This window comes from Streptomyces sp. NPDC058457, from assembly GCF_042720695.1.
Classification (GTDB): domain Bacteria; phylum Actinomycetota; class Actinomycetes; order Streptomycetales; family Streptomycetaceae; genus Streptomyces.
In genome coordinates this window covers 57,534-76,340 of record NZ_JBHXLU010000021.1, presented here as the reverse complement: position 1 = coordinate 76,340, position 18,807 = coordinate 57,534, and the positions used below count along the sequence as shown (strand labels likewise).

General features: G+C 73.5%; 17 protein-coding genes. 9 read left to right on the top strand and 8 right to left on the bottom strand.

Features of this window, described 5'->3' with window-relative positions; translation table 11 throughout:
• Positions 1-4 precede the first annotated feature (4 nt).
• Together ACFWPS_RS19000 and ACFWPS_RS18995 are read right to left on the bottom strand one after the other, a co-directional pair.
• On the bottom strand, positions 5-763 hold the full coding sequence (locus ACFWPS_RS19000; protein ID WP_383706475.1) for a sulfite exporter TauE/SafE family protein: 759 nt from the start codon (positions 761-763) through the stop codon (positions 5-7).
• Positions 760-2,427, bottom strand: a complete 1,668-nt coding sequence (locus ACFWPS_RS18995; RefSeq protein ID WP_383706473.1) for a rhodanese-like domain-containing protein — start codon at positions 2,425-2,427, stop codon at positions 760-762. The genes ACFWPS_RS19000 and ACFWPS_RS18995 overlap by 4 nt, the downstream gene beginning before the upstream one ends.
• Positions 2,428-2,646: 219 nt before the next feature.
• Between ACFWPS_RS18995 and ACFWPS_RS18990 the strand changes: the two genes are divergently transcribed.
• Together ACFWPS_RS18990 and ACFWPS_RS18985 are read left to right on the top strand one after the other, a co-directional pair.
• Positions 2,647-3,735, top strand: coding sequence for an S-(hydroxymethyl)mycothiol dehydrogenase (locus ACFWPS_RS18990; RefSeq protein ID WP_383706471.1), 1,089 nt, complete (start codon positions 2,647-2,649; stop codon positions 3,733-3,735).
• Entirely contained in the window at positions 3,735-4,364 is a 630-nt protein-coding gene (locus ACFWPS_RS18985) for an MBL fold metallo-hydrolase (protein ID WP_383706469.1), read from the top strand. The genes ACFWPS_RS18990 and ACFWPS_RS18985 overlap by 1 nt, the downstream gene beginning before the upstream one ends.
• A gap of 64 nt (positions 4,365-4,428) precedes the next feature.
• On the opposite strand, the gene ACFWPS_RS18980 is transcribed toward ACFWPS_RS18985, so the two are convergent.
• Positions 4,429-4,965 carry a hypothetical protein gene (locus ACFWPS_RS18980; RefSeq protein ID WP_383706467.1) on the bottom strand — a complete coding sequence of 179 codons (537 nt, stop codon included), beginning with the start codon at positions 4,963-4,965 and terminating at the stop codon, positions 4,429-4,431.
• A 50-nt stretch (positions 4,966-5,015) separates the two neighbouring features.
• On the opposite strand from ACFWPS_RS18980, the gene ACFWPS_RS18975 reads away from it, so the two are divergent.
• On the top strand, positions 5,016-5,834 hold the full coding sequence (locus ACFWPS_RS18975; RefSeq protein WP_383706465.1) for an SDR family NAD(P)-dependent oxidoreductase: 819 nt from the start codon (positions 5,016-5,018) through the stop codon (positions 5,832-5,834).
• On the opposite strand, the gene ACFWPS_RS18970 is transcribed toward ACFWPS_RS18975, so the two are convergent.
• Complete coding sequence (locus tag ACFWPS_RS18970) at positions 5,820-7,214, bottom strand: pyridoxal phosphate-dependent decarboxylase family protein (protein ID WP_383706463.1); 1,395 nt, start codon at positions 7,212-7,214, stop codon at positions 5,820-5,822. The two genes, ACFWPS_RS18975 and ACFWPS_RS18970, sit on opposite strands and share 15 nt — an antisense overlap.
• Before the next feature lie 194 nt (positions 7,215-7,408).
• On the opposite strand from ACFWPS_RS18970, the gene ACFWPS_RS18965 reads away from it, so the two are divergent.
• Positions 7,409-8,104, top strand: coding sequence for a L,D-transpeptidase family protein (locus ACFWPS_RS18965; protein ID WP_383706461.1), 696 nt, complete (start codon positions 7,409-7,411; stop codon positions 8,102-8,104).
• A gap of 43 nt (positions 8,105-8,147) precedes the next feature.
• Here ACFWPS_RS18965 and ACFWPS_RS18960 read toward each other — a convergent pair whose 3' ends face one another.
• Positions 8,148-9,347, bottom strand: a complete 1,200-nt coding sequence (locus ACFWPS_RS18960; RefSeq protein ID WP_383706459.1) for a Gfo/Idh/MocA family protein — start codon at positions 9,345-9,347, stop codon at positions 8,148-8,150.
• 179 nt (positions 9,348-9,526) lie between these two features.
• On the opposite strand from ACFWPS_RS18960, the gene ACFWPS_RS18955 reads away from it, so the two are divergent.
• Both ACFWPS_RS18955 and ACFWPS_RS18950 read left to right on the top strand, forming a co-directional pair.
• Positions 9,527-10,684, top strand: coding sequence for an ROK family protein (locus tag ACFWPS_RS18955; RefSeq protein WP_383706457.1), 1,158 nt, complete (start codon positions 9,527-9,529; stop codon positions 10,682-10,684).
• Between the two features lie 153 nt (positions 10,685-10,837).
• Positions 10,838-10,993: a hypothetical protein gene (locus tag ACFWPS_RS18950; RefSeq protein WP_167450010.1), complete on the top strand. Its 156-nt coding sequence runs from the start codon at positions 10,838-10,840 to the stop codon at positions 10,991-10,993.
• A 91-nt stretch (positions 10,994-11,084) separates the two neighbouring features.
• Here ACFWPS_RS18950 and ACFWPS_RS18945 read toward each other — a convergent pair whose 3' ends face one another.
• A complete protein-coding gene (locus ACFWPS_RS18945) occupies positions 11,085-12,458 on the bottom strand; it encodes a S1 family peptidase (protein WP_383706455.1) in 1,374 nt (457 codons plus the stop codon).
• A gap of 189 nt (positions 12,459-12,647) precedes the next feature.
• On the opposite strand from ACFWPS_RS18945, the gene ACFWPS_RS18940 reads away from it, so the two are divergent.
• The 3 genes from ACFWPS_RS18940 to ACFWPS_RS18930 all read left to right on the top strand — a co-directional run bounded on the left by ACFWPS_RS18940 (position 12,648) and on the right by ACFWPS_RS18930 (position 15,118).
• Positions 12,648-13,820: a MalY/PatB family protein gene (locus tag ACFWPS_RS18940; RefSeq protein ID WP_383706453.1), complete on the top strand. Its 1,173-nt coding sequence runs from the start codon at positions 12,648-12,650 to the stop codon at positions 13,818-13,820.
• A gap of 31 nt (positions 13,821-13,851) precedes the next feature.
• The gene (locus ACFWPS_RS18935; RefSeq protein WP_383706451.1) at positions 13,852-14,610 is read left to right on the top strand and encodes a type 1 glutamine amidotransferase domain-containing protein; all 759 of its coding nucleotides are present in this window, start codon (positions 13,852-13,854) and stop codon (positions 14,608-14,610) included.
• 112 nt (positions 14,611-14,722) lie between these two features.
• Positions 14,723-15,118 carry a PPOX class F420-dependent oxidoreductase gene (locus tag ACFWPS_RS18930; protein ID WP_383706449.1) on the top strand — a complete coding sequence of 132 codons (396 nt, stop codon included), beginning with the start codon at positions 14,723-14,725 and terminating at the stop codon, positions 15,116-15,118.
• 49 nt (positions 15,119-15,167) lie between these two features.
• Here the strand turns inward: ACFWPS_RS18930 and ACFWPS_RS18925 are convergent, their stop codons facing one another.
• Both ACFWPS_RS18925 and ACFWPS_RS18920 read right to left on the bottom strand, forming a co-directional pair.
• Positions 15,168-17,930: a hypothetical protein gene (locus ACFWPS_RS18925; RefSeq protein ID WP_383706447.1), complete on the bottom strand. Its 2,763-nt coding sequence runs from the start codon at positions 17,928-17,930 to the stop codon at positions 15,168-15,170.
• A 117-nt stretch (positions 17,931-18,047) separates the two neighbouring features.
• The gene (locus tag ACFWPS_RS18920) at positions 18,048-18,677 is read right to left on the bottom strand and encodes an NAD(P)/FAD-dependent oxidoreductase (RefSeq protein WP_383706445.1); all 630 of its coding nucleotides are present in this window, start codon (positions 18,675-18,677) and stop codon (positions 18,048-18,050) included.
• Between the last annotated feature and the right edge of the window lie 130 nt (positions 18,678-18,807).

Here is an 18,807-nt window from a genome sequence, read left to right as displayed (position 1 = left end):
CCGGTCAGACCGGCCCCAGCGCGTCCGCCAGCATGAACGCGGCCACCGCGAGCAGCGCGTAGGCGAAGAGCCGCTGGAGGGTGCCCGCGGACAGCCGGGCCGCGAGCCGTCTGCCGTCCCAGGCGCCGAGGATCGCGGCCCCGGCGAACGGGCCCACGGCCGACCAGTCGACGTCCACCGCCGAACCGGCTCGTGCCGCCAGCGCGGTGAGCGAGTTGATCGTGATGACCAGCAGGCTCGTTCCGATCGCCGCGCGCATCCGCAGTCCCACGACGTTCACCAGGGACGGTACGGCGAGAAACCCGCCGCCCACCCCGAGCACCCCGGTCACCGCGCCGAGACCGGCGCCCGCCCCGGCCACCCGGGACGCCCGGGCCGGTACCGGCGCCGAGGTGGACCCGGCGGCGGACGGCCGCAGCATGCGCAGTGCCGCCACGGCGGCGAGCACCGCGAACGCCCCGGTCAGCAGCGCCGCCGGCAGCTGCCGGGAGACCGCCCCGCCGACCGCCGCCGGCACGATCCCGGCCGCCGCGAACACGGCCCCGGCCCGCCATCGCACCGCGCCCTCGCGGGCGTGCGCGACGAGCGCGGTGGCCGAGGTGACCGTGACGACGACCAGGCTGGCGGTGGTGGCCGCGGCCGGGGTGAAGCCGAGCAGATAGATCAGCGCCGGTACGGCCAGAACGCTGCCGCCACCGCCCAGGGCCCCGAGCGCCAGCCCGGTGACGGCCCCGGCGCCGAGGGCGAGCAGAAGCGTGCTCATCCGGCGGTGCCCTCGGCGCTGACCGCGAGGCCCGCCGCGCGCCAGGCGGTCATCCCGCCCACGACGTCCACCGCGTCCAGCCCACGGGCGGTCAGCAGCACCGCCGCCTCCCGCGACCGCCGCCCCGAGCGGCAGATCACGACGAGCGGGCGGTCCGCGGCGGCCGGCGGCAGCGGAGCCCCGGCCGCCAGGTCGGACAGCGGGGCGTGCACGGCCCCCGGCGCGTGTCCGGCCGTCCATTCGCCGGCCTCGCGGACATCCAGCAGCACGGCATCCGCGTCCGTGCGCTCCCGCGCCTCGGCCGGGGTGAGCCGGGCCATCGGCAGCCCGGCCGCGCGCGCCGCCGCGAACCCGTCGTCGACGGCGACCACGGCACGCCCGGCCGCGTCGAGCAGCGAGGCGGCGACGGCCGCCCGCATCCCGCCCGCGCAGTGCACCCACACCGTGCCGTCGGGTATCTCGCCCAGCCGCTCCCGCACCTGGTGCAGGGGTATGTGGAGGGAGCCGCGAATGTGACCGCCGGCCCGCTCCGTGTCCCGGCGCACGTCCAGCACGACGACGGACCGTGTCCCGTGCGCCGCCAGCTCCGCGAACGTGGCACGGGGGAAGGAACGGGGCCGCTCACCCGTGCGCAGCCAGGCCCCGGGGGTGCCGGTGGCGGCCGCGGCCGGGCGGTCGATGCCGACGCGGGTCAGTTCCCGCTGGGCGGCGGCGAGCTGCGCGGCCGACTCGGCGAGCAGCGTGACCGGCCTGCCCCAGGGCAGCAGCCAGGCCAGATAGGTGGCCAGCTGCCCGTCGGCCTCGAAGTTCAGCGTGCCCGGGACATGGCCCTCGGCGAACGCCACCCGGTTGCGCAGGTCCACCACCCACTCCCCGGCGGCCAGCCGCGCCGCGATCTCCGCCGCGTCCGCGCGGCGCGGCGGCGTGAGGTCGACGGGTGCCGGACCCCCGGAGTTCAGCGGGCCCATGTGGGCGTAGTACGCCGGTACGTCGTCGAGCCCGGCCAGCAGGTCGGCGACGAACGTGTCGACATCCTTGACCAGCGCCTCGTTCACCGTGCGCTCCCGGCCGATGGTGGTGGCGGAGCCGGACGCGTCCCCGGCCGAGCAGAAGCTGCCGAAGCCATGGGTCGGCAGCACCGCCGTCCCGTCCGGCAGCTCGGCGGCCAGCCGGCGCGCCGAGGCGTGCTGCGCCCGGGCCAGTTCGCCGGTGAGCCGGGGCTCCACCAGGTCGGGCCTGCCGACCGTGCCGATCAGCAGCGAGCCGCCGGTGAACACGGCCACCGCGCGGCCGGTCTCCTCCAGGACGTACGACGTGTGGTGCGGGGTGTGCCCGGGGGTGGCCAGCGCGCGCAGCGCGAGGCCCGCCTCGATCTCCAGGACGTCCCCGTCGGCCACCGGTATCCGCTCGTACGCCACCCGCGCCCCGGCCGGCACCACGTACGCGGCGCCGGTCAGCCGGGCCAGTTCGAGGCCGCCGGAGACGTAGTCGTTGTGCACATGGGTCTCCACGACCTGGGTGAGCCGCACCCCGCGCCGGGCGACGGCCGCCAGCACCCGGTCCACGTCCCGGGGCGGATCGACCACGACGGCGCCGTACGCCCCGCCCGCCAGGTAACCGCGGTTGCCCAGTCCGGGCACCTCGATGGTGTCGATGAAGGACACGGCAGCACTCTCCTCTCCTCGATCCCCCTGGTGGATTACCCCCGGGGGTATGTGTATCACCGTAGCAGAGGTACCCCCGGGGGTATGTGGTGGAGGTGGCGGGCACCACGGACGGCGGCTGTCCGGGAAGATCCGCGACGAACGATGCGTGCCGTCGCTGATCGTTCCCGCGTAGGGTCGGAAGGCAGCACGTCAGGAGAGCGACGAAAGGGCAGGCCCATGGCGCAGGAAGTACGCGGCGTGATCGCACCGGGCAAGGACGAGCCCGTGCGGGTCGAGACGATCGTGGTGCCGGACCCGGGGCCGGGCGAAGCCGTCGTACAGGTGCAGGCCTGCGGGGTCTGTCACACCGACCTGCACTACAGACAGGGCGGGATCAACGACGAGTTCCCCTTCCTGCTCGGCCACGAGGCCGCCGGGGTGGTGGAGTCGGTCGGCGAGGGCGTCACGGACGTCGCGCCCGGTGACTTCGTGATCCTCAACTGGCGTGCGGTGTGCGGGAACTGCCGGGCCTGCCTGCGCGGCCGGCCCTGGTACTGCTTCAACACCCACAACGCGAAGCAGAAGATGACCCTCGCCGCCACCGGCCAGGAGCTCTCCCCGGCGCTCGGCATCGGTGCCTTCGCCGACAAGACCCTGGTCGCCGCCGGGCAGTGCACCAAGGTCGACCCGGCCGTCTCCCCGGCGGTCGCCGGGCTGCTCGGCTGCGGGGTGATGGCGGGCATCGGCGCCGCGATCAACACGGGCAACGTCGGCCGGGGCGACTCGGTCGCCGTGATCGGCTGCGGCGGGGTCGGCGACGCCGCGATCGCCGGGGCCCGCCTTGCGGGCGCCGCGAAGATCATCGCCGTCGACATCGACGACCGGAAGCTGGAGACGGCCCGCTCCCTGGGCGCCACCCACAGCATCAACTCGCGCGAGAGCGACCCCGTCGAGGCGATCCGCGACCTGACCGGCGGCTTCGGCGCCGACGTCGTCATCGAGGCGGTCGGCCGCCCGGAGACCTACCAGCAGGCCTTCTACGCCCGCGACCTCGCCGGCACCGTCGTCCTGGTCGGCGTACCCACCCCCGAGATGAAGCTCGAACTGCCGCTGCTCGACGTCTTCGGCCGCGGCGGCGCGCTCAAGTCCAGCTGGTACGGCGACTGCCTGCCCTCCCGGGACTTCCCCATGCTGATCGACCTGCACCTCCAGGGGCGGCTGCCCCTGGACGCCTTCGTCACCGAGACCATCCAACTCGACGAGGTGGAGAAGGCGTTCGAGCGGATGCACCAGGGCGACGTGCTGCGTTCGGTGGTGGTGCTGTGATGACCACGCGCATCGAACGCCTCGTCACCTCCGGGCAGTTCACCCTCGACGGCGGCACCTGGGACGTCGAGAACAACGTCTGGATCGTCGGCGACGAACGCGAAGTGATCGTCATCGACGCCGCCCACGACGCCCAGGCCATCGCCGCGGCGGTCGACGACCGCGTCCTGAAGGCGATCGTCTGCACCCACGCCCACAACGACCACATCGACGCGGCGCCCGCCCTCGCGGACCTCACCGGCGCCAAGATCTGGCTGCACCCCGACGACCTGCCGCTGTGGAAGCTCACCCACCCCCACCGCGACCCCGACAACCACCTGTCCGACGGACTGGTCATCGAGGCCGCGGGCGCCGACCTGACCGTCCTGCACACGCCCGGCCACGCGCCCGGCGCCGTCTGCCTCTACGACCCGGGGCTCGGCACCGTCTTCACCGGCGACACCCTCTTCCAGGGCGGCCCCGGCGCGACCGGACGGTCGTACTCGCACTTCCCGACGATCATCGACTCCATCCGGGACAAGCTGCTCACCCTCCCGCCCGAGACGAAGGTCCTGACCGGGCACGGCGACCCGACCACCATCGGTGCCGAGGCACCCCACCTGGCGGAGTGGATCGCCCGGGGACACTGACCCGCACGTGATGTCGGCTTCCGCGGAACGCCCGCCACCGGCTTCCGCGGAACCGGCACGCCCCTCAGTCGTCGGACACCGGCCGGGTCGACCAGAGCGCCGGGTGCCCCGGAGGCAGCGCGAGGTCCTCGCGTACGGCGGTGTAGTAGCGCTCCCGGCAGGCCCGCTGCCGTGCCAGCAGGTCCTGCCAGGCGTCCGGGTCGACCGTCCCGGCGCGCATGAACCGCTCCATGGCCATCACCGTGGTCACCCACTCCCGCGCCTGCTCCACCACCTCCCGGCTGCCCAGCATGATCAGCGCCTCCCCGGCCGGATCACGGCCGTCGGTGGCCGCCGCCAGCTGCGGCTCGGCCTCGACCGGGGAGATCGGGTGCGGATGCGGGTCGTTGCCGAGATGGGCCGCGACGCGGTAGGTGAGGTTCACCGTTTTCTTCAGCGCCCGCGCGTAGTCGCTGTACACCACCAGCCGCCGCTCCTCCCAGCGCGCCTCCTGCTCCTGCCGGAACCGCGCCCGGTCACCCCGCACCACCGCGAGATACGAACCGAGCGCGCCGATCACGACGCCTATGAGGGCCGGGAGTTGCTGCAAGAACGAGGACATGTGCGCACGCTATCTGTCCTGTTGATCGTCCGGCCCGTACGGTCGTCGTCATGACCGGACTCGATCGCTTTGCCGGACACGGAGTTCTCGTCACGGGCGCGGCCCGCGGCATCGGCGCGGCCGTCGCCCGCCGGCTCGCCGAGGAGGGCGCACAGGTGCTGGCGGCCGACCGGGACCTGCCGGAGGCGGAGCGGACGGCGGCCGCGCTGCGCGAACAGGGGCTGGCGGTCACGGCGTTCGCCTGCGACGTCGCCGACCGGGACTCGGTGGAGGCCGCCGTCGCCCGTGCCGTCGACGTCTTCGGCACGCTCGACGTCCTGGTGAACTGTGCCGCGCACTGCACCCCGGACGTCCCCCTCTTCGAGGACCAGCCCGACGACGGGTGGGCCCTGGACCTCGACGTCACCCTCACCGGCGTCCACCGCTGCTGCCGCGCCGCCCTTCCGCACCTGGTGGCCTCCGGACGGGGCGCGATCGTGAGCATCGGCTCCGTGAACGCCGAGGCCGACTTCGGCAACCACGCCTACAGCGCCGCCAAGGCCGGACTCGTCTCGCTGACCCGCACCCTCGCCGGGCACGCGGCCGCGCGCGGGGTCCGGGTCAACCTGGTGGAGCCCGGCACGGTCCGCACCTCGGCCTGGGCGGACCGGGAGGACGAACTCGCCGCCCTCCGGCCGCTGTACCCGCTCGGCCGGGTCGGCGAACCGGAGGACGTCGCCGCGGCCGTCGCCTTCCTCGCCTCCCGCGACGCCGCCTGGATCACCGGCACCACCCTCCGTGTCGACGGCGGACTCACCGCCGTGCACGGCGGATTCCACGCGGCGCTGCGGCCGCACCGGGAGGCCCGGCGCGGGTCAGAGAGCCGCTGAGGCGGCCGCGAGCACGGCCAGCACGCGCCGGGTGTCGTCCTCGGTGGTCCGCCAGTTGCTGAACGCCGCCCGCAGCGCCGGGACCCCGCCGTACACCGTCGGCGTCAGGAACGCCTCCCCCGACGCGGCGACCGACCTGGCCAGGGCGGCCACCCGCTCCTGCGTGGGGTTCGCGGCGAGGGTGAAGCAGACGACGTTGAGCCGGACCGGGGCGAGGAGGCGCAGTGCGGGGAGTTCCCCGATGCCGGAGCCGAGGCGGCGGGCCTCGGCGACATTGCGCTCGACGATCTCGCGGTGCCCGTCCCGGCCGTACGCCGTCAGCGCGAACCAGGCCGGCAGCGCCCGCATCCGGCGGGAGTTCTCCGGAGTGAGGTGCAGGAAGTCCGGAGTGCCGGTGGGCGGGCCCAGGTACGGGGACTCGTTCTGGAAGACGGCCACCTGGAGGTCGCGGCGGCGGGTGAACTGGACGGCCGCGTCGTAGGGGACGTTGAGCCACTTGTGCAGGTCCACACAGACCGAGTCGGCCGCGTCGAGACCTGCCACGAGCGGGGCGTGGGCGGGGGAGAGGGCGGCGAAGGCGCCGAACGCGGCGTCCACGTGCAGCCAGAAGTCGTACCGCTCCCTGAGCGCGGCGATCGCCCGCAGGTCGTCGAAGTCGACGGTGTTCACCGTGCCCGCGTTGGCGACGACGATCGCGGGCCGCCCGGCCAGCCCGGCCAGCGCCGCGTCCAGCGCGGTCACGTCCACCGCCTCCCGGTTGCCGGGCAGCAGGGGCACCGGACGCAGCCGGTCCCGCCCGATGCCGAGCACCGACAGCGCCTTGCCCACGCTGGAGTGCGGGCTGCCGGAGAGCACGTCGACCGGGCCCAGCGCGGCGGCCCCCGCCCGGGAGACGTCCACCCCGAGCCGTTCGCCGAGCCACTCCCGGGCGATCGCCAGGCCGACCGTGTTCGACATCGTGGCCCCGGTCACAAAGGCCCCGCTGTGCGCGTCGCCGAGTCCGAAGAGTCCGGCCAGCCAGGTCACGGTCTCGCGCTCCAGGGCGGCGCCCCAGGAGCCGGCGTCCCCGGACAGGTTCTGGTCGTAGGCCGAGGTCAGCCAGTCGCCGGTGAGGGAGGCGGGCGTGACACCGCCGGTGACGAAACCGAGGTAACGTGGCCCGGCCGAGGCGGACATCCCCGGCGCCCATCGCTCGGTGAACCGGGCCAGCGCGCCGTCACCGCCCTCCCCCCGCTCGGGCAGCGGCGCCCGCGCGGGTGCGGGCCCGGGCGCGGCCACCGGCCGCTCGGCCGACCCGGTCGCCGCACGGGCGGCCACGTCGCGGGCGGACTGGAGGAGTTCGGGAAGCCGGGCGAGATCGTCGGCGAGCGCGGGATGCATGACCCGCAGACTAGGTCGGCCACGATGCTGTGGCGCGGTCCACTTCCGGGTAGGTGGACCGATGCCGGCCGCGGCGGCCGCGGCGGCGAAGTTAACCGTTTCGTCACAGCCTGACCAGGGCTACAACCAATGCCGTGCATCGGCAGGTCCAGTACGACGAGACCGCAGGACAGATAAAAGGAGACAGACGTCATATGGGGGACATACGCAGACGAAGTGCCGTCGTGCTCGGCGTCACCGGGCTGGTGGCGCCGCTCACACTCGCCCTCACCTCCGCTCCGGCGCAGGCCGCGAGCTGCACCACGCAGGCCGGGCCGTACCAGAAGCAGGTGGAGAAGTTCCTCGGGCGGCCGGTCGACGGCAAGCAGTCCACCGCCGACTGCAAGGCGATCCAGGCGTTCCAGAACAAGCACGGCATCACGCCCGCCGTCGGGTACGCGGGTCCCGTCACCTGGGGCGTGATGGACCTGATGAACAAGCAGAAGGCCGTCGGGAACAACCCCAACAAGGACGGCAAGTGCCCGACGAACAAGGGACGCATCGCCTGCGTCAACCTCACGCTCCAGCTGAGCTGGATCCAGGACGGCAGCAGGCTGGTCTACGGCCCGGTGCCGGTCCGTACCGGCCGTGACGGGTACGAGACCCGGACCGGTCTGAAGAAGATCTACTGGCGTGACATCGACCACGTCTCGTCCGTCTACAACGTGCCGATGCCCTACAGCCAGTTCTTCGACGGCGGCCAGGCCTTCCACTCGGTGAACCTCAGCATGTGGAACCCGCCGGGCTCGCACGGCTGCGTGAACATGACCACGAAGGACGCCAAGAAGTACTGGTCGCTGCTGAAGACCGGCGACGACGTCTACGTGTACGGCCGCAAGCCGGGCACCTGACGGCACCCGGCCCCGGCCGGCGGTTTCGGCCCGCGGTTTCGGCTCAGCTCTCCGGGGCGTCCCCGAAGTCCGGGATCTCCAGCCTGGCCCCACCCTGCCGCGCCGACTCGTGCGCGATGATGCCCGGCAGGGTGTAGCGGGCCGCGACCCAGGCGTTGACCGACGGCAGGCCGCGCGTGTTGACGGCGGTCACGAAGTCGTCCACCAGGAAGTGGTGGCTGCCCTCGTGCCCGTTGTGCAGCGCGTCGAACTCCCGCGGCAGCCGGGCCCGGTCGTGCACCGGCGCGGACCCGGAGGTGAAGGCCGCCCGCAGCTCCGGCGCGATGTGCTGGAGGGACGGGTCGTCAGGAGACATGGTGGGCTTGGGTTCGAGCAGCTCGCTGATGTCCTGCACGCCCTTCTTGTCCTGCCACAGCGCCACCGTCGCCAGCTGCTCCATGCTCGCCTCCGTGCCGAAGAACCGGAAGCGGGACTCACGGATGTGCGACGGGTAGCCCACCCGCCGGAACTCGTTCGTGCGGAACGAACCGCCGCCCGCCACCTCGAAGAGCGCGGTCGCGTTGGACACGTCGTTGCCGAACTGGCTGACCTCCTTGTCGAAGACGCCGTCGCCGCGGTCGTCGACCACGCCGATCGCCGACACGCTCACCGCGTGCGTCTGCCAGGCCCCGAGCACCCCGCCCACCGCGTGCGTCGGGTAGAGCAGCGGGGGATAGCTGGCGGTCGCCTTCCAGTTCTCGCCGCCGCTGTAGCGGTAGGCGTCGTAGAACCCGAGGTCCATGTCGTGGACGTAGTCGCCCTCGGCGTAGAAGAGCCGCCCGAAGGCGCCCTCGGCGATCTGGTTGCGGGCGTGCACGGTCGCCGGGTTGTACTGGCTGGTCTCGCCCATCATGTAGGTCAGGCCGGTCGCCTTGACCGTGTCGATGATCGCGGCGATCTCCTCGGCCGTGATCGCCATGGGGACCGCGGAGTACACGTGCTTGCCGGCGTTCAGCCCCTGCAGGACCAGTGGGCCGTGCGTCCAGCGCTGGGTGAAGATCGCGACCGCGTCGACATCGGACTCCAGCATGGCCTCGTACGACGGGAAGGTGCCCGCCAGGCCCTGGGCGGCGGCGAGCTTCTCCGCCCGCTCGGGCAGCAGGTCGGTGACGTACACGTCGCCGACGCCGGGATGGGCCTGGAACAGCGTCGCGAACTGGCCGGAGAACTGACCGGCGCCGACGATGCCGAGCGAGAACGTCATTGGTACGTGCCCTTCACTGGTTGGATCTCACGTCTGGGCTCCCTTTGGGGCTCCCTTACTTTCGTCACGAAAGAATTCTGCCGTCAAGGGGCGCACACTGGTCTTCCTGGGAGCACGGTACCGGCATAGGGTTGACTCCCTTGCTTCCATCGCAGAAGAAAACCATCGAGAGACCCCCTATGACCCCTGCCGCCAACTGGCTGCCGCTGAGCGCGGGCGAGCGCTCCGTGGCGATCGAGGTGCTCGTCCACGGCCCGCTGTCGCGCACCGAGCTGGCCCGCCGGCTGAACCTCTCCCAGGGCAGCCTCACCCGCCTCACCAAGCCGCTCATCGAGTCCGGCCTGCTCGTCGAGGCCCCCTGGACGGGCGCCCCGGCGGAGGCGCGCCAGGGGCGCCCCTCGCAGCCGCTCGACGTGGTCGCCGAGTCCCGGTCCTTCCTCGGCTTCAAGATCACCGACGAGATGGTCTACGGCGTCGTCACCAGTCTCAGGAGCGACATCGTCGCCCGCCTCGACCGGCCGCTCGCCAGCCATGACCCGAAGTACGTCGCCGACCTGCTGGCCGCCATGACCGCCGAGCTCGCCGGCCGCCACCCCGCGGTCGCGGGCATCGGCATCGGCGTCGGCGGGTTCGTGCGCGAGTACGCGGTGGTCGGCGAGTCGCCCTACCTGAGCTGGCGTGACGTCCCGCTGGCCGGGCTGGTCCGGGAGCGCACCGGGCTGCCGGTCGTCGTGGAGAACGACGTGGCCGCCCTGGTCGAGGCCGAGACCTGGTTCGGCGCGGGCCGCGGACTCGACCGCTTCGTCGTGCTGACCATCGGCGCCGGCATCGGCTACGGCCTGGTGCTCGGCGGCAAGCGGGTCCCCTGCGCCGAGGAGGACCGCGGCTTCGGGCGGCACTGGATCATCGACCCGCAGGGCCCGCTCACCCCGCAGGGCGAGCGCGGCAGCGCCGTGTCGCTGCTCACCATCCCCAGCATCCGCTACCAGGTCCGGGCCGCCACCGGCCGGGACGCGTCCTACGAGGAGATCCTCGCCGGTGCCGCCGCGGGCGACCCGATGGCCGCGCGGGTGATCGGCGAGGCCGGCCGGGCGCTGGGCACGCTGCTCGCGCAGATAGCCAACTTCGTCATGCCGCAGAAGATCCTGCTGGCCGGAGAGGGGGTCGGCCTGATGGAAGTGGCCGGCGACGCGGTGCGGGACGCGGTCGGCGCCCACCGGCATCCGCTCGCCGCCCCGATAGGCCTGGAGACCAAGGTCTCCGACTTCCACGACTGGGCGCGGGGTGCCGCCGTACTGGCGATCCAGGTGCTGGTGCTCGGCGGGGCGGGCGGCTGAACTGCCGTTTCCGTTCGGGCAGCCGGTTCCGCACCGCATCGAACTCCCGTTTTCCCTTGACACATTGACGTGATGAGTAACACGGTCCGATATGCCCGTATCGGTCGTACTTACTCACGGCGCCTTCACGCCGACCGGCATATGCTTCACACCATGTCCACCACTGTTGAAGCCGTCACCGAGCGATCGGCCGACGAGGTCAACGAGGAGATCCGGGCCCTGTGGCTCCGGTCGGGCGGGACACTGAGCACCGAGCAGCGCGAGGAGTACCAGCGGCTCGTCCTCGAATGGGCGGCAGCGACCCCGTAGCAGCCGGACCAGGCGGCCTGACCGCCCGTCCCGGGCACCCGTCGGAACGGGTGCCCTTCTCGTAGGACCTCGCCGAGGCCCCTTTCCCCTGTCAGCCCCAGGTCGCCGAGTAGTAGCGCTGGTACGCCTTGCGGTCCTGCTCCGCGCGGATGTAGCGGGTCGCGACCAGCGCGACCAGACTGCCCCCGATCACCAGCAGGCCCGGACCGACGTTCCGGGTGTCCGTGAGGCGGGCGACCAGGCTGGTGTCCTCCCCGGTGACCGGCGCCGTCGAACCCGGCGAGGCCGCGCTCGGCGCGATGGCGCTGTGGTTGGCCGACGCGGACGGCGCCGGCGCGGCACTCTGGCTCCCGGCGGCCTGCTTCGTCACGATCAGCTGCACGTTCAGCGCCGCCATCGCCCGCGTCACCGGCTGGAAGAACGTCACCCCGCCCGTGGTGCAGTCACCGCTGCCGCCCGAGGTGACCCCCAGCGCGATGCCGTTGGAGAACAACGGACCCCCGCTGTCGCCCGGTTCGGCACACACGTTGGTCTGGATGAGCCCGGTGACCGTGCCTTCCGGATAGTTGACGGTCGCGTTGAGCGCGGTCACCGTGCCGTCGTGCAGCCCGCTGGTGGAGCCGCTGCGGAACACCTTCTGCCCGACCGTCGGATCGGCCGCCCCCGTGATCCGCACGCCCTGGCCGTTGCCGATGGCGACCACGTCCGCGTTGTCACCGGCCTTCCCGGACGCGTACTGGATCAGCGAGAAGTCGTTGCCCGGGAACTGCGTGTTGATCGTGGTGCCCAGCTGCTGGTTGCCCTGGCTGTCGTCGAACCAGATGGTGTTGGCGGGACCGCAGTGACCGGCGGTGAGGATGAAGTCGGTCGTCCCGTTGGTGACGTTGAACCCCGCCGAACAGCGGCCGCCCGTCGACAGGATCGGCTGCGCCGCGTTCAGCCGGGTGGTGAACGTCCCCTCGGAGCGCTGCATCTGCACGAAACTGCCGATGCCCGCGGCGACCCGGCTCAGGTCCGACCAGTCGGAGGCGGAGACCGTGCTGTCGGCCTCCACCATCACCCGGTTGGTCTTGTAGTCCACCACCCACGCGGTGCCGGCCACCCGCGGCGCCGCCTTCAGCGTGGCGGTGGCCGCCTTCAGCTCGTTCATGCTGTGCGACACCATCTTGGGCTCGGCGCCCGCCTGCTTCACCATCGCCGCGGCCTGCGCGTCCGTGACCGCGACCACCGGCTTGCCGTCGGCGCCGATCCAGCTGCCCGCCGTGCGGGCCGTGCCGAGCTTGGCCACCAGCGCGGCACCGGCGTTACCGGCCTCGGTCGCGGAGCCGGAACTGAACGGGACGGCGGACGTCCCGGGAGTCTCGCTCGCCATGGCCGTGGTGACCATGGCGCCTCCCAGAAGGAGTCCGCCGACCGCCGCCAGCTGTGTACCGCGCCGGACGACCCGTCGTCGTGCGTGCCTCATCCATGGCTCCCGAACCCCGAACGCGCGGTGCCTGCACCGCGGGGCCCTCCGGTCGTCGAGCGCCCTGCTCTCCATACGTGGGCGGCCCGCAGGGTGTTCACAGCGTTGGTGATCTTTACGATCCCGTGGCAGTACGGCATGGCCGCACGCCTCGTTCCCGGGTCCGCCCCGGCCGCCTATCTTGAGCCCATGACCAGCATCCCGCAGGAGAATCCGGGCGAACCGAACCCGCTGCGCGCCCTCACCCTCGACCGGCTGCGATGTCGTACCAGCATGAAATGGCGCACCTACCCCAAGGACGTGCTCCCGGTCTGGGTGGCCGAGATGGACGTGCCGCTCGCCGCACCGGTCGTCCGCGCGGTCACGGCCGCGATGGAACTCGGCGACACCGGCTACCCGGCGGGCACCGCCTACGCCGAGGCGCTCGCCGCGTTCGCCGCGAAACGCTGGGGCTGGGACGGGCTCGACGTGGCGCGCACGGCGATCGTCCCCGACGTGATGCTCGGCGTGGTCGAGATGCTGAAACTGGTCACCGGGCCGGGTGACCCGGTGGTCGTCAACTCGCCCGTGTACCCGCCGTTCTACCAGTTCGTCGGGAACATGGACCGCCGGGTGGTGGAGGCTCCGCTCGGCGCCGGCGGGCGTATCGACCCCGACGTGCTGGAGGCGGCGTTCCGCGGGCTCGGCGGCGGGCGCGCCGGCTATCTGCTGTGCAGCCCGCACAACCCGACCGGCACCGTGCACACCGCAGACGAGCTCACCGCCGTCACCGACCTCGCCGAGCGGTACGGCGTCCGGGTCGTCGCCGACGAGATCCACGCCCCGCTGACGGCTTCGGGCGTCGACTTCGTGCCGTACCTGAGCGTGCCCGGCGCCGAACGCGGGCTGTCGCTGATGTCCGCGTCGAAGGCCTGGAACCTCGCGGGCCTCAAGGCCGCGCTCGCCCTCGCCGGACCCGGCGCCGCAGCCGACCTCGCCCGGCTGCCGGAGGAGGTGAGCCACGGCCCGAGCCATGTCGGCGTCATCGCCCACACGGCCGCGCTGACCGACGGCACCGCCTGGCTCGACGCCCTGCGCACCGGCCTCGACGAGAACCGGCAGCTGCTCGCCGGGCTGCTCGACCGCCACCTGCCCGGCATCCGGTACCGACCCGCCGAGGCCACCTACCTCGCCTGGCTGGACTGCCGCGCCCTCGGCCTCGGCGACGACCCGGCCGAGGTCTTCCTGGAGCGCGGCCGGGTCGCCGTGAACTCCGGCATCCCCTTCGGGACCGGCGGCGCCGGGCACGTCCGGTTCAACCTCGCCACCTCGCCCGAGGTGATCACCGAGGCGGTACGGCGGATGGCCGCGGCGCTCGCGTGAGGCGTGGCCGCCCGGCTGACATCATGGCCGTATGCGTGTGCTGATGCCCCTTCCTGACCGGGACTTCGACGTGACCGAGGTGGCCGTGCCCTGGCGGGAGCTGACCCGGGCCGGTCATCAGGTCGTGTTCGCCACCGAACGCGCCGGCACCCGGCCCGCGGCCGACCCCCGGCTGCTCACCGGCGTCCTGTTCGGGCAGCTCGGCGCCGCGGACGAACCCCGGCGGTGCTACGAACAGCTCACCGCCGCACCGGAGTTCACCGCCACCGTGGCCTGGGCCGACCTCGACGTCACCGGCTTCGACGGGCTGGTGCTGCCCGGCGGACACGCGCCCGGCATGCGCCAGTACCTCGGCTCGCCCGAACTGCGCGACCAGGTACGGAAGTTCTGGGCGCTGGGCCGCCCGGTCGGCGCGATCTGCCACGGCGTCCTCGTCCTCGCCCGCACCCGGGACCCGGCCACCGGGCGCAGCGTCCTGTCCGGCCGCCGTACCACCTGCCTGCCCAAGTACATGGAGCGCACCGCCTACTTCACCACTGCCTGGCGCCTCGGCCGCTACTACCGCACCTACCCCGCCTACGTCGAGGACGAGGTGCGCGCCGCGCTCGACGACCCGGCGGGTCGGTTCGAGCGCGGCCCCCGCACTCTCACCCGGCGCGGCACCGCGACCGACGACACGCATGCCTTCGTCGTGGAGGACGGCACCTATCTCTCGGCCCGCTGGCCCGGCGATGCGTATCTGTTCGCGCGGAGGTATCTCGAGCTGCTCGACCGGAGTGCGGCCACCTGAGCGCCTCGCGGGAAGTACCGCGATATGCCGTCTACCGACTGCGGCGTCGTCGTGGCTGGTCGCGCAGTTCCCCCCGCCCCTTTCGGGGTGCGACTCCGCCTAGACTCCGGGCATGGACGACAACACCCGGACGGCCCTCGACCGGCTCGGCGCCGGCAAGTACCTGCTGGTCACCAGCTACCGCAAGGACGGCACCCCCGTCCCCACCCCGGTGTGGGTGGTGCGGGACGGGGACACGCTCGGCGTCTGGACGACCGCCGACTCCTGGAAGGTCAAGCGCATTCGGCGCCGCGCCGACGTCAAGGTCGGCGCCTGCGACCTGCGCGGCCGCCCGACCGGCGACCCGGTCGCGGCCACCGCGGAGATCGCCGACGCGGCCACCACCGCCCGCTACCGCGGCCTCATCGCCCGCAAGTACGGCATCACCGGCCGGCTCACCCTCCTCGGCAGCAGGCTGCGTCGCGGCGTCGACGGCACCGTCGGCATCCGGGTGACGCTGAGCGCCTGAGAAGGCCGCGCCCTGGGGAAACCACGGTCTCCCCAGGGCGCGCGGACCGCTACGAGGCGTCCAGCACCGTTCCGGTGAGCGCCAGACCGCCGGGCAGCGGCCTGCCGTCGTCGCCCGCCTGCTGGAAGGTCACCGACTCGGCCGGTTCCCGGACCCCGTCCCGCACGGTGGGCAGGGTGACGTCGAGGCCGGTCTTCCCGGCGGGCACGTCCAGCCACAGGTACAACCCGTCCACCTGGGACAACGGCCGTTCCGGGTCCGGTTCCGCGCCGGAGGCGCTGGCCAGCCAGCCCGGGTCGACGTCCTTGGTGGACAGCTCCGTCCCGCCGCTGCCGGCCGGGACGGGGACGAACAGCGCGCCGATGTCCGTGTCCGCGGCCGCGGACAGCGAGATCCGCCACTTCAGGGCCGCACCCTCGGTCACCCGGTCCGCGAGCGGGGTCACCGTGACCGTGGGAGCCGGATCGTCGTCGTGCACGGTCAGCCCGCCCCGGTAGGAGCCGACCACGGCCCCGTGGACGGCCTTGACCAGCACGTCGTACGGCACGTCCGCGCCGTAGCGGGTGTTGCCCCGCACCTCGACCGGCACGTCGATGCCGTGGCCGCCCGGCCGCACGGTGACCAGGCGGTCCTTCGCGGTGCCGGTCGCCGGGTCGACGACGTACACCCGAACCCGGCCGCTGCCCCGCCCCGACACCTGCACCGGGACGTGGTACGTGCGTACGCCCGAGTCGCCCTCGTCGACCGTGAGCCGGCCGACGTCGACGCGCGGCAGCACGGCCGCGCGGACCGCCGGGGTGCCCGGCCGCCAGCCCCAGGCGTCCATCAGCCAGGCCCGCCCGGACGCCGAACGCGGCGTCAGCTCAAGGGAGGTGACGGACCGCAGGTCGAGCCCGGCCCGGCGGGCCGCGGTGAGCGGTACGCGCAGCTCGCGCGCCCAGTAGGACGCGGTGCGGTCGCTGCCGGGCAGTCCGTCGGCCCGCACCCGGCCCAGCGTGGCCCGCCGGCCGTGGCTGTCGGTGAGGGACACGTCGAGCGCGGTGCCCCGGGAGTTCGGCGGTACGAAGACCCGCAGTGCGAGCGCCTCGGCACCGGAGAGCGAGACCGGCCGTGCCACCCGGACCCGGGTCGGGGATCCGGCGGACGTCCAGTGCAGCGCGACCGCGTGCCGGCCGGCCTCCTGTCCCGTCTCCCACTGCGCGAAGTGCGGCGAGACACCCGTGACGCCCTGTCCCAGGCAGGCCACCGCCGGGTCGGGGTCGACCGCCGAGCACAGCCGGCCACCTGTCACCGTCACCGCGCCGTCCGGCAGGAACCCGGCCCCGCGGTTCGCACCGACCGCGTGGCTGATCACCCGAGCCGGATCCGCCGACGGCGCCCGCCGCCCCGAACCGTCCAGCAGCGGACGGACCTTGTCGTCCCCCGCGACGAACAGCCGGGCCGCCGCCGCGATGTACGTCGAGCCGGCCCGGTGCTGCTGGTCGGCGGTCAGCCGGGTCGCGGCCCGCGGGGAGCAGACCGGGTCCGGGTGGTCCGGGTCGTCGGAGAAGTCGTCCTCCGCGGGGGCCTGCGCCTGTCCCGGCGTCCACTCGGTGTTGAAGAAGTTGTGGTCGGCGCCGATCACGTACACCGCGCTGTGCAGGGCCCTGCCGCTGCTGACCGCGCGGGTGCCGTCGACGTAGATCTCGCCCTGCAGGTCGGAGACGTCGCCGTCGCAGCCCGGCAGGATCGTGAGCGACGGGACGTCCGACACCGGGTTCTGGCCGAAGACGGTCGGGCCGATCAGCACGGTCCCGCTGATGTGCCAGCGCACCCTGCCGTGATAGCCGTCCTGGGCGGCCGGCGGCGGGTACAGGCTGTCCAGCGCCGCCCGGTTGACGCCCTCGCCGCCCCTCGAGTGGCCGATCAGCAGCACGCGGGACAGGTCGGCGCGGGGTGACTCGCGCACGATCGGGGGCGCGAGGCGCGGGTGGCGCGCCCAGTCGGCCCAGTGCGCCAGGTGCAGCCGGATCAGCGACGACCGGGCTTGTGCGCCGCCGTCCTCGGCCTGCCAGTCCTGGCCGTTGATCCCGTTCGCGGAGATCGACACGGTCACGTAGCCCTGGGAGGCCAGCAGCCGTTGGTCGCGCAGATAGCCCCGGTGGCTCGGCACCGGGAGCGTGCCCGCCGGGCAGGGCCAGGCGCCGGAGGCGTCGTCCCCGCCGCCGTGCGGGGCGTAGCAGGTGGCGTGGCGGCCGTGCAGGAACAGCGCCAGCGGGCGCGCCCCGGAGACCCCGGTGGGCGCGACCACCACGGCGCGCATCTCGACCGGGACCGGGAACCCGGGCAGGCTCACCGGCCTGAGCTGGTACGAGCCCGTCTTCGTGCGGTACGGGCCGGGCCTGCCCGGGTCCACCGGACCGGCGGGCAGCGGCGCCGGGGGCCGGACCGCCGCCGGGGAAGCGGACGCGGCCGGGCGGGCGTCCAACCGGCGTCCGCCGGACCAGACTTGAAGGTCCGTCAGCGCTCCCGTCCGTGCCCCGGCCAGACCGAGCCGGAAGGTGTGCCCGTCCCGCTCCGGCTTCGGCACCCCCAACAGCCGCCCGTCCGCCCGGAATTCGACCCGCGCGTCACCCATCGGCACCCGTCTGCCGGACCGCCACACCAGCTGGGGCGCCGACCGCCCCTGGTCGATGTGCCAGCCAGGCGGCAGCTTTCCGCCGGACGCAGCCGCGGATGCGGCCTGTTGAGCTTGTGCGGTGGTGCCGGACACTCCTCCCGCGAGCGCGAGCACCGCTGCCGCGATGACCCATATGCGCCGGGTACGGACCAATGTTCCCTCCTCCTCGGATGGCGAGCACGGGCCGTCCCGGCCGTCCCGGGGAGCCCCTCGCCCTCCGGAGGACGGGGAGTTGAGTCTGTGGGTTGCCTGTGAGGCTTGAGTGAAGGGTCAAGTGCGGGGAAGACGGCACCTGTCGAGTTCGGGGGCGGCCTGCCCGGTGGCAAGTTCCGCCGCGACCAGACGGCCGACGGTGGGGGCGAGGGTGACCGCGGAGTGGGCGACGGCCAGGTACGCGGAGCCGTCCGGGGTGAGCGGGCCGATCAGCGGGCCGCCCTCGGGCATCGGGCGGACGCCCACCCGGGACCCGAGTACCTGGAACTCGCCCTCGAACGCCGCGCGGAGGCCGGCGACGGCCGTTTCGTCGTCCGCCCTCGTACGGGTCAGCAGCAGCCGTCCCGCGCTCACTTCGCGTACTTCGAAGTCCGGTCCGGCCACGACGGACCGCACCAGCCCCGGCGGCGCGGCCAGCCGGAGCAGCCGGGCGGGGGATCCGACGACGGGCAGGGCGGTCCCGAGGGGTGCGGCCAACTCGACGACTCCCGTGCCGGCGGCCAGGACGACGACGCGGGCGGGACGGAATCCGGCGGCGGTGTCGACCCCCGTGACGCGCCCGGTCTCCGTCCGCAGTGCCACGTCCGCCGCCTCGTACCCGACCCGGGCGCCTCGGTCCCGCGCCGCTCCGACCAGCGCCGCCGTGACCGCGACGGGGTCCACGCCCGCGTCGGACGGGGTGTGCACGGCCGTGTCGGGGGGCGTACGTGGGGCTCCAGCGCCTGGATCGCCGCGCGGCCGACCCGATGCCGTCCCTCGGAGAGCCGGCCGCCGCCGGGACCGTACGGCACCGGCCAGGTGAGCGAGCCGGTCCGGC